At 68.3% G+C, this 13,589-nt stretch carries 9 protein-coding genes and 1 pseudogene; all 10 read left to right on the top strand.

Annotated features, from left to right (window positions below; all coding sequences use genetic code 11):
• Positions 1-243 (top strand): annotated as a pseudogene (locus tag BW991_RS18980) (ABC transporter ATP-binding protein); the annotation flags it as partial.
• 105 nt (positions 244-348) lie between these two features.
• Positions 349-1,392 (top strand): porin, encoded by a 1,044-nt coding sequence (locus tag BW991_RS18985; RefSeq protein ID WP_084205156.1) that lies wholly within the window; start codon positions 349-351, stop codon positions 1,390-1,392.
• A 228-nt stretch (positions 1,393-1,620) separates the two neighbouring features.
• Positions 1,621-2,760, top strand: a complete 1,140-nt coding sequence (locus tag BW991_RS18990) for an ABC transporter substrate-binding protein (protein WP_076603695.1) — start codon at positions 1,621-1,623, stop codon at positions 2,758-2,760.
• A gap of 22 nt (positions 2,761-2,782) precedes the next feature.
• Entirely contained in the window at positions 2,783-4,651 is a 1,869-nt protein-coding gene (locus tag BW991_RS18995) for a feruloyl-CoA synthase (protein ID WP_076603696.1), read from the top strand.
• A 50-nt stretch (positions 4,652-4,701) separates the two neighbouring features.
• Entirely contained in the window at positions 4,702-5,472 is a 771-nt protein-coding gene (locus BW991_RS19000) for a crotonase/enoyl-CoA hydratase family protein (protein WP_076603697.1), read from the top strand.
• A complete protein-coding gene (locus BW991_RS19005; protein ID WP_076603698.1) occupies positions 5,469-6,731 on the top strand; it encodes a thiolase family protein in 1,263 nt (420 codons plus the stop codon). Before BW991_RS19000 ends, BW991_RS19005 begins: the two co-directional genes overlap by 4 nt.
• 193 nt (positions 6,732-6,924) lie before the next feature.
• On the top strand, positions 6,925-7,692 hold the full coding sequence (locus BW991_RS19010) for a 3-hydroxyacyl-CoA dehydrogenase (protein ID WP_076603699.1): 768 nt from the start codon (positions 6,925-6,927) through the stop codon (positions 7,690-7,692).
• A gap of 127 nt (positions 7,693-7,819) precedes the next feature.
• Positions 7,820-9,613: an acyl-CoA dehydrogenase gene (locus BW991_RS19015; RefSeq protein WP_076603700.1), complete on the top strand. Its 1,794-nt coding sequence runs from the start codon at positions 7,820-7,822 to the stop codon at positions 9,611-9,613.
• Between the two features lie 195 nt (positions 9,614-9,808).
• Positions 9,809-12,010: a toll/interleukin-1 receptor domain-containing protein gene (locus BW991_RS19020; protein ID WP_076603701.1), complete on the top strand. Its 2,202-nt coding sequence runs from the start codon at positions 9,809-9,811 to the stop codon at positions 12,008-12,010.
• Positions 11,973-13,421, top strand: a complete 1,449-nt coding sequence (locus BW991_RS19025; protein WP_076603702.1) for a GNAT family N-acetyltransferase — start codon at positions 11,973-11,975, stop codon at positions 13,419-13,421. Before BW991_RS19020 ends, BW991_RS19025 begins: the two co-directional genes overlap by 38 nt.
• Positions 13,422-13,589 lie beyond the last annotated feature (168 nt).

The raw sequence follows: 13,589 nt of genomic DNA on the forward strand, positions 1-13,589 counted from the left end.
CTCGCGCCGCTGATCGTGCGCGAGATCTTCCGCATCATCAGCGAGCTGCGCCGGCGCGGGGTGTCGATCCTGCTGGTCGAGCAGAACGCGCGCGCGGCGCTGCAGGTCGCCGACTACGCGTACGTGCTGGAGACCGGCGAGATCTCGATGGAAGGCCCGGCCAAGCAGCTCGCCGATGATCCGCGCGTGATCGAGGCGTATCTCGGGCTGGGCGGCAAGCACCAGGACAGGCTCGCGGCCTGATCCCCTCATTCATTGCTTTCGACCGCCTGCGCCGGACGACGCGGGCGGCGCAGTGTTGTGCCCGTCGTCCGCTCATAAATATATCGATACGGCAAAGGAGGAGGCATGAAGGGTCTTGGAATGGCTGCAGGGTTTGCCGCGCTGGCGGTGGTTGCCGGACCGGCGTTCGCACAGTCGAACGTCACGATCTACGGTGCGATGGACATGTTCGTGGGGCAGGCGCGCGGGGAGCACAAGAGCCTCACGGTGGTCGACAGCGGCGGGCTGGAGCCGAGTCGCATCGGCTTTTATGGCACCGAGGATCTGGGCAACGGTTTGAAGGCGCTGTTCCGGCTGGAAAGCGGCATCGCCGTCGATACGGGCGGCACCGTGCCGCTGGGTGTGCTGTTCAGCCGGCAGTCGCTGGTCGGCCTGCAGGGCGGCTTCGGGACCGTCACGGCGGGGCGCCAGCACTCGCCGGGGTACTGGATGTCGCTGTTGCGCTACGACGCGCTGATGGGCGGGCCGTTTTCGCCGGTCACCGCGCTCGCGGCACAGGGGAGCATGAGCATCGTGTCGACCGGCCCGGGGCGGATGAACAACTCGATCAACTACAACTCGCCGAACTGGGGCGGGCTGACGGTCAGCGCGATGTACGGCCTGGGGCAGGAGAGCACGGTGAACCGCAACGCGGGCGAGTTCGCCGGCGCGAGCATCAACTATGCGAACGGCCCGCTGTCGGTCGGCTACGTGTTCCATCGCCTCGACACCAGCACCGTCGCCGCGCCCATCGTGGACCGGCGCCAGCGCGAGCACATGCTCGGCGCGTCCTACGACTTCAAGCTCGTGAAAGTGATCGGCAGCTACCAGTCGCTGGACGGCGACGTGGCGGCGGAGGCACGGCTGTGGAACCTCGGCGTGCGCATCCCCGTGGGCGCGGCGGGCAACGTGCAGGTCGCCTACGCTGCCTACAGGTCGGATGCGAGCCAGTCGGATTCGCGTTCCTGGGCCCTCGGTTACAGCCATGACCTTTCGAAGCGCACGGCGCTGTACGGGCGCGTGATCCGCGCCGACAACGACGATGCGGTGGCGCGCAGCGTCTATAACGGGTTGGCCGAGCGTGGCGGGGCGACGAGGTTGATCGGCGTCGGCATGCGGCACAGTTTCTGAGATTTACGCGAGGTTCCGGTTGCGGATCTCCGTTTGCCGGAACGTCGTGCGCGGGAGTGCACAAGGAAGTTAACAAACTAGTCGAACAAGTGTTTGACAAGTGACAATAGCGCTGCTAACTTTCACACCATGCCGGCTCCGTGCGAGGTCCGGCGACAGAGCGGCCAGAACCGCCACCCAATCGACCCGACACCGTCGGGCGCAAAGACACCAAAGGAGTGAGTGAACATGCAGGTCAAGAAACTCGCAGTGCTGTGCTCGCTGGCTGCTGCCTCGTACGTCTCGCCGGCCCTGGCCGACATCACGATCGGCATCTCGCTGTCGGCAACCGGACCGGGCGCTTCGCTCGGGATTCCGGAGAAGAACGTATTCGCGCTGCTGCCGGCACAGATCGGCAGCGAGAAGGTCAATTTCATCGTACTCGACGATGCGACCGATCCCACCATGGCCACCAAGAACGCTCGCAGGCTGGTCAGCGAGGACAAGGTGGACGTACTGATCGGCTCCTCGACGACACCGGCGACCGCCGCGATGGCCGAGGTGGCCAACGAGAGTGCCACGCCGCAGGTCACGATCAGCCCGGTGTCGCTGCCTGCGGAGCGCAACAAATGGGTGTTCCGCACCCCGCAGCAGAACAGCGTGATGGCCGCTGCAGTCGTCGGGCACATGAAGCAGAACGGGGTGAAGACGCTCGGCTTCATCGGCTTCTCGGATGCGTATGGCGAGGACTGGCTGACTTCGGTGACCGCCAAGGCGGAAGCGGCCGGGATCAAGCTGGTCGCGACCGAGCGTTATGCGCGTGCGGACACTTCGGTGAGCGGCCAGATCCTGAAGCTGGTGTCGGCGCGGCCGGACGCGATTCTCGTTGCCGGTTCCGGCAGCCCCGCCGCCCTGCCGCAGACCACGCTGGTCGAACGCGGCTACAAGGGGCAGGTGTATCAGACCCACGCGGTCGCGAATCAGGCCTTCCTCAAGGTCGCGGGCAAGGCGGCCGACGGCGTGATCATCCCGGTCGGGCCGGTCGTGGTGGTGGACCAGATTGCCGATTCGCATCCGTCCAAGGCGATGGGCAAGAGCCTCGTGACGAAGTACGAGGAAAAGTACGGCGGCGGCTCGTTCTCGTCCTTCGCCGGCCATGCCTTCGACGCGTGGCGGCTGATCGAGCAGGCGGTACCGGTCGCGCTGAAGAGCGCCAAGCCCGGCACCCCGGAATTCCGCGCGGCCCTGCGCGACGCGCTCGAGGGGAACAAGGAGGTCATCGCGAGCCACGGCGTGTACAACATGAACGCCAACGACCATTTCGGCCTGGACGAGCGCTCGCACGTGCTGGTGAAGATCGACAGCGGCAACTACAAGCTGATCAAGTAAGCAGCGCACGCGGGGACGATTCATGAGCACTGCGATCAACGAGACCGAGGCGATGTTCGCGCGCCCGGTCGTCAATGTCGAAGAACGGCCCGACGGCAGCCGCATCCTGCGCTCGGGCATCCCGCTGCCGCAGACGTACGCGCGCTGCGTCGGCGAGTGGCTGGAGCATTGGGCGCGCGAAGCACCGGAGCGCGTCTTCCTCGCCGAGCGCAATGCGGCGGGCGAGTGGGACCGGGTGAGCTACGGCGAGGCGCGCCGGCGCGTGGTCGCGATCGCGACCTGGCTGCTGGGGCAGAACCTGTCCGCGGAGCGGCCGGTCGTGATCCTGTCCGACAACTCCATCGAGCATGCGCTGCTGATGTATGCGGCGATGCATGTCGGTGTGCCTTCGTGCGCGATATCGACCGGCAACTCGCTGATGTCGAAAGACTTCGCCAAGCTCAAGGGCAACATCGAGCTGATGCGGCCGGGCGTCGTGTATGCGGATGACGTGGCGCGATTCGGCGCGGCGATCGAGGCGATCCGGCCGCTGCACGACGGCGTCGTGGTGGCGGGCCGGCGCAGCGGGCAGGCGCCGGGGTGCGTGGGGTTCGCGGATATCGAGGCAAGTGATGGCGAGGCAAGCAGCGACGAAGCCGCGGTGATGCGCGCCTTCGACCGCATCACGCCGGACACGACGGCCAAGTTCCTGTTCACGTCGGGTTCGGTCGGTACGCCGAAGGCCGTCATCAACACGCAGCGCATGCTGTGTGCGAGCCAGCTCGCGAAGGAGCTGGTGTGGCCCTTCCTCAAGGACGAGCCGCCGGTGCTGGTGGACTGGCTGCCGTGGAGCCACACCTTCGGCAGCAACCACAACCTGAACATGGTGCTGCGTTGCGGCGGCAGCCTCTACATCGACGACGGCAAGCCGGTGCCGGCGCTGCTGGGCAAGACGCTGCGCAACCTCAAGGACGTGTCGCCGACGATCTACTTCAGCGTGCCGCGCGCCTACGACATGCTGGTGCCCGAACTGCGCCGGGATGCGGAACTGCGCGAGGCCTTCTTCGGGCGCCTGAAGCTGATCTTCTACGCCGGTGCCGCGCTGCCGCAGCACCTGTGGGCGGAACTGGAGAACCTCTCGGAGGAATCCACCGGCCGCCGCGTCACGATGGTGTCGTCGTGGGGTTCGACCGAGACCGCGCCGCTCGCGACCGACTGCCACTTCCAGGCGGTGCGCTCGGGCGTGATCGGCGTGCCGGTGCCGGGCGTCGAACTGAAACTGGTGCCGTCGGCGGACAAGCTCGAAGTGCGCGTGAGAGGGCCGAACGTGTTCCCCGGCTACTGGAAGCAGCCCGAGCTCACGGCCAAGTCCTTCGACGAGGAAGGCTTTTACCTGATCGGCGACGCGGTCGAGTTCGTCGATCCGGCGCAGCCTGAGCAGGGCTTGCTGTTCGACGGCCGCGTCGGCGAGGACTTCAAGCTGCTGACCGGCACCTGGGTGCATGTGGGATCGCTGCGGGTGAAGGGCATCGACGCCCTGAAGCCGGTCGCCCAGGACATCGTCGTGACCGGCCACGACCGCGACGAGATCGGCTTCCTCGTGTTCCCGAACGTCTCCGAATGCCGCTCGCTGTGCCCCGGCCTGCCCGCCGATGCACCGGTCGAGCAGGTGCTGACGAATCCGGCGGTGCTGGCGCGGGTGCGTCTCGGGATGACGGCGCTGGCGCAGGGCGGAGGCGGATCCTCGACGGTGCCGACGCGCGCACTGCTGATGGCGGAACCGCCGTCGGTGGAGGCGGGCGAGATCACCGACAAGGGCTACATCAACCAGCGCGCGGTGCTGGCGCGGCGCAAGGATCTCGTTGCGGCCTTGTACGCGGAAATGCCGGACAAGACCGTCGTCACTGCATGAACCGGAGCCGCCCGGTCAAAGGCGGCACGACAAGTGGAAAGGATCGCCCCATGAGCGAAGAACTGGTTAAGACTTCATTCGAAAACAACATCTACACGGTGATGCTGGCGCGGCCTGCGAAGCGCAACGCGATCAGCGACCGTCTGCTCAATGCGATCGATGCCGCTTTCGCGGCCGTACCCGAAGGGACGCGGGCCATCGTCCTCGGCGGCGAGGGCGAGCACTTCTGCGCCGGGCTGGATCTCTCCGAGCACCAGCACCGCGACCCCTTCGGCGTGATGCAGCACTCGCGCAGCTGGCACCGCGTGTTCGACCGCGTCCAGAACGGCGGCATTCCCGTTGTCGCGGCGCTGCACGGCGCGGTGATCGGCGGCGGGCTGGAGCTGGCGACCTCGGCCCACGTGCGCGTGGCCGAGCCGAACACGATCTACCAGCTGCCGGAAGGGCGGCACGGCATCTTCGTCGGCGGCGGCGCGTCGGTGCGCGTCGCGAAGATCATCGGCGCGGGGCGCATGTGCGAAATGATGCTGACCGGACGCATCCTCGAATCCGACGAAGGCCAGCGTCTCGGTCTGTCGCACTACCTCGTCGGCCCCGGCGAGGCGCTGGCGAAGGCGCAGCAGCTCGCGCGCCGCATCGCCGAGAACGCGCCGATGGCGAACTGGGCGATGGTCAGCGCGGTCCAGCGCATCGACAACCTGGCGAGCGACGACGGCCTCTTCGTCGAATCGCTGACCGCCGCACTGACACAGACCAGCCCGGAAGTCGCCGAGCGCATCGGGCATTTCCTGCAACGCAAGGGACAGGGACCGCAGCGATGACGAATCCTTACGCAGCATCCGAAGCCGCGGCGCAAGCGCGCGCCTACGACGACATCTGGCTGGTGGCGGGGCAGCGCACGCCCTTCGCCGACTACAACGGCCCGCTGCGCGACGTGTCGCCGACCGATCTGGGCATCTTCGCCGCGCGTGCGCTGTTCGAGCGCAGCGGCATCCCGGCCGGCGAGGTCGATGCGATCGTCGCCGGCAACATGGCGCAGGCGAGCTTCGATGCCTACTTCCTGCCGCGCCACATCGGCCTGTATGCGGGCGTGAACCCGGCCGTGCCGGCGCTGCTGGTGCAGCGCCTGTGCGGCACCGGCTTCGAGACCATCCTCGCCGCCGCCGACCAGATCACGCTGGGCAAGGCGAAGGTCGCGCTGTGCGTGGGCACCGAGTCGATGTCGCGCAACCCGATCGCCGCCTACACGCACCGCGCGGGCTTTCGCATGGGGCAGCTCGACTTCCGCGATTTCCTGTGGGAGGCGACCAAGGACACCGCGCCGGGCGACAGCATGGGCGACACCGCCGAGAATCTCGCCAAGCGCTACGGCATCTCGCGCGAAGAGGTGGACCACTTCGCCGCGCAGAGCTTCGCGCGCGCGTGCGCGGCATGGGATTCGGGGTATTTCGCCGACGAGGTCGCGTCAGTCGTCAATGCGAATTGGGTGCTCCCGGGTTACAACCCGCGTGCGCTGAAGCTCGCTGATCGCGTCGAGTGCGTGGATCGCGACGGCCACGTGCGCCCGACGTCGCTGGCAACCCTGCAGAAACTGAAGCCGGCATTCGGCGGCGTGCAGACGGGCGGCAACAGCTCGGCGATCGTCGACGGCGCGGCCGCGGTGATCGTCGCGCACGGCGACTGGGTGCGGGCACACGGCGTGAAGCCGCTCGCGCGCATCGTCGCCGGCGCTTCGGTCGCGGTGCCGCCGGAGATCATGGGCATCGGGCCGGCGCCGTCGATCCGCGTCGCCGCGGCGCGGGCCGGGCTGACAGTCGGCGACCTGGGGCGCGTCGAGATCAACGAAGCCTTCGGCGCGCAGTACCTCGCGTGCGAGCGGGAGCTGGAGTTGGACCGCGAGCGCTGCAACGTGCATGGCGGCGCGATCGCGATCGGCCATCCGCTGGGCGCGTCGGGCGTGCGCCTGACGACGACGGTGGCGCGCGAGCTGCGCGAGGCCGGGCTGCAGTTCGGCGTGTCGTCCGCGTGCTGCGGCGGCGGGCAGGGCGTGGCGATCGTGGTCGAGAACGGGAATTATTGATGTGGCGACGAATACATGAACGCTTCCCGGGCGCCCTGTTCCTCGCCCTGAAGGGGGAGGTAAGGGGCGATGGGTTTCGGCCGCGTCTGCTTAACCCATCCCCACCCCAACCCTCCCCTTGAAGGGGAGGGAGTGAACACCGGCCGTCAATTCGAGATCAAGCGATTGTTGGCGGGAACATAAGGGACATCAAATGCAACTCGAAAACAGCACCTTCATTGTCACCGGCGGCGCTTCCGGCCTCGGTGAAGCGACCGCGCGCGCGTTCCACGCCGCCGGCGCCAATGTGGTCATCGCCGACCTCAACACCGCGGCGGGCGAGAAGCTCGCCGACGAACTCGGCCCGCGCGCGGCCTTCCATCGCACCGACGTCGCCACGGAGGGCGACGCGCGCGGCTGCGTCGGACTCGCCGTGTCGCGCTTCGGCGGCCTGCAGGGGCTCGTGAACTGCGCCGGCATCGGCACCGCCGCGAAGGTGCTGGGCAAGGACGGCCCGCATCCGCTCGACGCCTTCAGCCGCATCGTGAATGTGAACCTCGTCGGCACCTTCAACATGATCCGCATCGCCTCCGAAGCGATGGCGCAGGGCGCGGCCAACGCCGGCGGCGAGCGCGGCGTGATCATCAACACCGCTTCGGTCGCCGCCTACGACGGCCAGATCGGGCAGGCGGGCTACGCGGCGTCGAAGGGCGGCATCGTGTCGATGACCCTGCCGATCGCGCGCGAACTGGCGCGCTTCGGCATCCGCGTGGTGACGGTCGCGCCGGGCCTGTTCCTGACGCCGATGATGAAGGGCCTGCCCGAGGACGTGCAGAAGTCGCTCGGCGAGTCCGTGCCCTTCCCGCCGCGGCTGGGCGAGCCGGCGGAGTACGCGCAGCTCGCGCGCTCCATCGTCGAGAACGCGATGCTCAACGGCGAGACGATCCGGCTGGATGGGGCGATCCGGCTCGCGCCGCGGTGAATCGTCAAAATTGTAGGGCGGAAAAGCGAAGCGCCTTCCGCCGCATGCGTGGGCCAGTGGCTGCGCACCATGCGGCGGATAACGCCCTCGGCTCATCCGCCCTACGCCAGGCTCCGGAGACTGAAGCATGACCGAATACGCCGCGCCGCTGCGCGACATGCACTTCATCCTGCGCGAGCTCGCCGGGCTCGACGCCGTCACCGCCCTGCCGGGCTGCGAGGAGGCGACGCCGGACGTCGTCGAGGCCATCCTCGACGAAGCCGGCAAGTTCGCCGCCGGGGTGCTCGCGCCGATCAACCGTGCCGGCGACTTGCAGGGCTGCCGGCTGGAGGCGGACGGGCGCGTGACGACCCCCGAAGGCTGGAAGGAGGCGTGGCAGCAATACGTCGAGGCCGGCTGGATCGGGCTGTCGCTGCCGGTCGACTACGGCGGGCAGGGGCTGCCCAAGCTGGTGTCCACGCCCGTGTGGGAGATGTGGTTCTCGACCAACATGGCCTTCACGATGCTGCCGCAGCTCAATGTGAGCCAGGCCGAGGCGCTGCGCATCGCCGCGAGCGACACCCTGAAGCAGACCTGGCTGCCCAAGGTCGTGAGCGGCGAGTGGGGCAGCACGATGAACCTCACCGAGCCGCAGGCGGGCTCGGACCTCGCGGCGACGCGCGCCCGCGCCGAGCCGGCGGCGGACGGCACGTACCGCGTGTTCGGGCAGAAGATCTTCATCTCCTGGGGCGAGCATGAGCTCACGGAAAACATCGTCCATCTCGTGCTCGCACGCCTGCCGGATGCGCCGGCGGGGGTGAAGGGGCTGTCGCTGTTCCTGGTGCCGAAGTTCCTGCTCGACGCCGACGGCAGACCCGGCGCGAAGAACGACGTGCGCTGCATTTCGATCGAACACAAGCTGGGCATCCACGGCAGCCCGACCTGCACGATGAGCTACGGCGATGCGGGCGGGGCGGTCGGCTGGCTGGTCGGCGAGCCGAATCGCGGGCTGGAAACCATGTTCATCATGATGAACGAGGCGCGCTTCGGCGTCGGCGTGCAGGGCGCGGGCCTCGGCGAGCGCGCCTACCAGATGGCGCTCGCCTATGCGCGCGAACGCGTGCAGGGGCGCGATGCGATCACCGGCGAGGCCGGCAAGCCCATCCTGTGCCACCCCGACGTCAAGCGCATGCTGCTGTCGCTGCGCGCGCGCGTGATGGCGATGCGGGCGCTGCTGTACACGGCGGCGGCGTGGTTCGACACCGCTCACCATCACCCCGACGCGACGGTTGCGGGCAAGGCGCAGCGCTACGTGGACCTGCTGATGCCGGTCGCGAAGGGCTGGTGCACCGAGGTCGGCCAGCAGGCCTGCTGGGATGCGATCCAGGTGTTCGGCGGCATGGGCTTCGTCGAGGAGACCGGCATCGCGCAGTTCGCGCGCGATTCGCGCATCATCACGATCTACGAGGGCACGACCGGCATCCAGGCGAACGATCTGGTCGGCCGCAAGATCCTGCGCGAAGGCGGCGAGACGCTGCGCGAGCTGATCGCGGAACTGCGTGCGACGATTACGGCGCTGCGTGCCGAGCCCGGCTTCGGTCCCATCGTCGACGGGCTCGCCGAGAACGTCGGGGCGCTGAGCGAAGCGACGCACTGGCTGCTCGCGGCCGGCAAGGAGCGCCACGCCGAGGCGCTCGCGGCGGCCGTGCCTTTCCTGCATCTGCTCGGCACCGTCTGCGGCAGCTGGCAGATGGCGCGCCTCGCGCTCGCCGCGCGCCGGTGCCTCGCGGCGGGCGAGGGGGATGCGGCCTACCACGCGAGCCTGGTCGAGCTGGCGTGTTTCTGGATGGCCACCTTCGCGCCCCATGCCGCGGCGCACCTGCGCACGGTACAGTCCGCCGGGGCGCCCCTCGCAGCCTTCGACGACACGGCCTTCTATTAAGGCGGCAATTAAATACAACCGTTCGCCCTGAGCCTGTCGAAGGGCATTGGCAGGGCTTCGACAGGCTCAGCCCGAACGGTATTTGCTTGCCAGTTCAATAAGGGGAGGGCATCGCGCCCGTGTGTGCGCGGGCAAGCCGGCCGTGCGGTCGTGGTCTATCGTGAGCAATGGATGACCTGACCAGGCGGGGGCCCCATGAGCCGGATCGTGAACGTATTTGTCAGCTACAGTCACGACGACGGCGCATGGTGCGACGTCGTCGTGAAGCATCTGCAGGGCCTTCACGACCCGATCGAGGTCGAGGTGTGGATCGACCGCAAGGGCATCCGCGCCGGCGACAAGTGGCTGCCGGAGATCGAGACCGCGCTCGCGCAGGCGGACCTCGCGCTGCTGCTGATCAGCCCGTCCTTCCTGAGCTCCGATTTCATCCGCAAGACCGAACTGCCCAAGCTGCTCGCGCGCAGCAAGGAAGGACTGCGCGTGATTCCGGTGCAGATCCTCCCGAGCGCGTGGGAAGTGATCGGCTGGCTCAGGGAAACCGAGCTGCGGCCCAAGGTAAGGGACGAGAAGACGCGCAAGATCAAGGCGCTGGCGGAGTTCGGCAACGAGAAATCGGTCGCGGTGAGCCGCAGGCTCAGTGACCTGATGGTCGAGATCGCGGGAATCCTCCAGGACGACGCGAGCGACGCGAAAGCGGTCGCCGGGAACGGTCGCACGCCGGCAAACGATGATGCACATGCGCGCGCGGCCGCGTCGCTGCTCGTGGCGACGCTGCTGCAGGAGACTCCCGTCGAGGAGCGCGAGCCCTTCGCGCGGCGGAGCGTCGAACGCCTGGCGGAGTTCTGCAAGCTGTCGGGCGAGGCGCTTCTCAGCGCGGTGCGCCTTTTCGTCGAGTATCAGCTGCTGCGTGCCGATGCGCCCACCTCGGTACTGGAGCTGCAGGCGTCGCTGGACGGCCTCGACAACGACGAGACCGCGCAGCGTCTCGCCGGCGAGCTGAAGCGCGGCGCGCACGATGGCGACTTCAGCGGCAGCGTGATCGAGATGAAGTCGCTGTTCTTCATGCTTGCACGGGAGCGCGAGGCACTGTGGGAAAGCTACTTCGATGCGGTTGCGCGGACCGCACGCGATACCCCGGCGCGCGATGCCATCGCGACCCTCGCGCGCATCCGCGTGAACCTCGGCTTCATCGCGCCGCAATTCCTCGTCGCCGGACTGCTGTCGCGCTTCGAGGACGACTGGCGACCGGTCCTCAACGCGTACCGGCATTCGATTCCCAAGGCGGGCGGGCGCTCGGGGGCGTTCGAGAGCCTGCAGGCCTCGCAGTGGAACTGCTGGCTGGTATGGGGGCCCAGCATCCCGATCTGCCGCTGTGCGCAGTGGCAGGGGCGTTTTGCGTACCAGTACGGGTACGGAGATGAAAACAACTCGCTGCCGTTGATCGAGCTCGACCTCGCCGACAACGGCGAACCGCGCACCCTCGGCCCCCTGGTGTCGGATCTCGCCGCCGAGGGGCGCGGCGCGAAGCTGGTGCAACTCACCGGGCGGCTGCGCTGGGGGCCGGATTTCCTGCGTGAAGGCGACGCCGAGGGCGGCAAGGCTGCAGACGACGAAGCGACGCTCGACCTCATCGACGAGCTGGAACGCGACGATTCCGGCGAGGAACCGCCGCCGCGCAAGTATCCGATGGCGGCCGCGCAGGCGAGCCTGTGGTGCGGCGACGGTCCGCAGCACGCGCATCACGCCGACGGTCTCGTGCTGCAGCTGGAGTCCGTCGACCACGCCGTCGAGGAGACGCGCGTGTACTTCTCCGCCTACCTGTGGATGATGTTTCTCGTCGCGCTCGCCCGGCCCGACCCGACCGATCCGGACATCGGGCCGCGCCTGCTGCGCCGCAAGTCCTATCCGTCATGGCCGGAGAGTCCGGCCGAGCGCGTGCGCGTCGGCGACGCCCGCCTGTGGGAGAACCTGCTGCCGGTCTTCGTGCACGCCAACGTAGCCGACCCGGCGGCGCTGCACTTCCAGCGGCGCGCGGTGGTCGAGAACAGCGTCCAGTTGCTGCGCCAGGTGTGGGAGCGGCGGAACGAGTTCTTCGACGCCGACGACGTTGCCAGCGGCATCCGCTTCCACCTCGTGTGCAGTTCGGATTACTCCGGTTGCGACTGTGCGATCCGCTACGCCTCGGCCGACCCCTTGCCCGAGTTGCTGCGCCAGCGTCTCGAGGCGGAGAGCGATCGCGACTTTGCCGCGGCGGTGGTCGTGCCGGGCAGTTCCGACAACCCCGCGCAGCGACCGTGGGGGCTCGCCGGCTATTTCTCCTCCTGTCACCTGCCCGAGCTGGTGGCGGACTACTTCGGCTATGTCGACAAGCTCCAGCGGCAGAAGCCGCGCCGCTAGCCGGCATTTTCGCGAGCTCGACGCGTCGGCCGGCGGTCTCGCCGCGCTGGAGCGCTTCTACCGCGAGCGCTACGTCGCCGAGTTCCCCGACCCCGACGAACGCGAATCGCTCGACAACATGCGCCGCTATCTCGCGCTGAAGGCGCAGGGTTGGTACGGGAGCAACAACTACCACATCGTCGTCGCCGAACTCGACGGCGAAGCGGTCGGGGGCGTCGTGTTCGACTATCTCGCCATGCCGCGTGCGGGCGTGATCGAGTTCCTGTTCGTCGCTTCGAACCGGCGCGAGTCGGGCATCGGCCGCGCACTGCTGGACGAGGCGATCCGCCTCCTGCGCCGGGACGCCCGTCGGCACGGCGCGCGCCTGGCCGCCGTGGTCGCCGAGATGAACGATCCGTTCCGCCGCCCCGCGGCACCGGACAACATGGACCCGTTCCGGCGCGCGGCGATCTGGGGCCGCTGGGGCTTCGGCGTGCTCGAATTCCCCTACGTGCAGCCCGCGCTGTCGGCGGGACAGCAGCCGGTCGACTGCCTGCTGCTGATCATGCGCCCGTTCGGACGCGTGCCGCGCTCGGGCTTCCGCTCGCAATGGGTCGGACTTGTCGTCGCGGAGTATCTGCGCTGGGCGATGCGCATCGAGGAGCCCGCGGCGGACCGCGATTTCCTCGCGATGTCCGACGCACTCGCATCGCGTCCGCGCGTCGCGCTGGTTCCGCTCGGTCGCTACGCAGGCCAGGACCGGACGGACGGATTGGAGATCGACGTCGTGTCGTCGCCGGATCGGCCCCCGGACGGCATCGCGACGGCGGCCGCGATCGCCCGCGCGGCGATTCCCGTCCCCGGCCGCGTCGCCGCGCCGCAGGATTTTGCCGCCGCCTTCGCGGTCGGTGAGAGCGGCGCGGCGCACTACCACCTGTGGCTGCTGCGTGCGTCAGCGGACGCCCCGGCCGAGGGCATGGCGAGTTTCTTCACGCTGCCGACGGCCGGCTTCGGCGGCTATCTCGTCCTTGCGGGAAGCCTGCGCGGGCGCGGCCTGCTGCGCCGGGTGGTCGCACGCATCGAGGCGCGCATGAGGCAGGACGGGACGTCTGCGGAAGGCTGGTTCATCGAATGCGGAGCCGAAGCGGTGGCGGTGTTCCGGCACATCGGTTTCGTCGACGTGCCGTGCGACTACCGTCCGCCGGCGGTGGGCGAGGAGTCGCCGGGCGGGGCGCCCGAACGTCTGCACCTGCTGTTCAAGCCCTTCGGAATGCGCCGCACGCCGGGCCGCCTCGAGCGCGACTTCGTGTGCCGCGCGCTGCGGGAAATCCTGTGCTCCGTTTATGCGGTTGGCAATGCGGCAGCCGCTTCCTGCTATCGGCGGGTGCTGCGCACGCTGGCCGACGGCGATCGTCACAGGGGCCGAAGATGAATGCAGGTCGCTGAAAGCCGTTCTTTCATAATGGTTTTTATCCGACCGATTTAGTTGGATATAGGGCGCCGATTTGCTATAGATACGTCATCGACGGGGATGTATTGCCGCAAGTACGCTCCCACCTCCCCGAGGGCTGGCCGCATTCGCGAACCGGGGAGTGGAGTG

Origin of the sequence: Aromatoleum tolulyticum, assembly GCF_900156155.1 — a bacterium.
GTDB classification, from domain to species: domain Bacteria; phylum Pseudomonadota; class Gammaproteobacteria; order Burkholderiales; family Rhodocyclaceae; genus Aromatoleum; species Aromatoleum tolulyticum.

Coding starts and splice junctions, on each gene's coding strand:
- BW991_RS18985 (WP_084205156.1), top strand. CDS start 349: ATGAAGGGTCTTGGAATGGCTGCAGGGTTTGCCGCGCTGGCGGTGGTT.
- BW991_RS18990 (WP_076603695.1), top strand. CDS start 1,621: ATGCAGGTCAAGAAACTCGCAGTGCTGTGCTCGCTGGCTGCTGCCTCG.
- BW991_RS18995 (WP_076603696.1), top strand. CDS start 2,783: ATGAGCACTGCGATCAACGAGACCGAGGCGATGTTCGCGCGCCCGGTC.
- BW991_RS19000 (WP_076603697.1), top strand. CDS start 4,702: ATGAGCGAAGAACTGGTTAAGACTTCATTCGAAAACAACATCTACACG.
- BW991_RS19005 (WP_076603698.1), top strand. CDS start 5,469: ATGACGAATCCTTACGCAGCATCCGAAGCCGCGGCGCAAGCGCGCGCC.
- BW991_RS19010 (WP_076603699.1), top strand. CDS start 6,925: ATGCAACTCGAAAACAGCACCTTCATTGTCACCGGCGGCGCTTCCGGC.
- BW991_RS19015 (WP_076603700.1), top strand. CDS start 7,820: ATGACCGAATACGCCGCGCCGCTGCGCGACATGCACTTCATCCTGCGC.
- BW991_RS19020 (WP_076603701.1), top strand. CDS start 9,809: ATGAGCCGGATCGTGAACGTATTTGTCAGCTACAGTCACGACGACGGC.
- BW991_RS19025 (WP_076603702.1), top strand. CDS start 11,973: ATGTCGACAAGCTCCAGCGGCAGAAGCCGCGCCGCTAGCCGGCATTTT.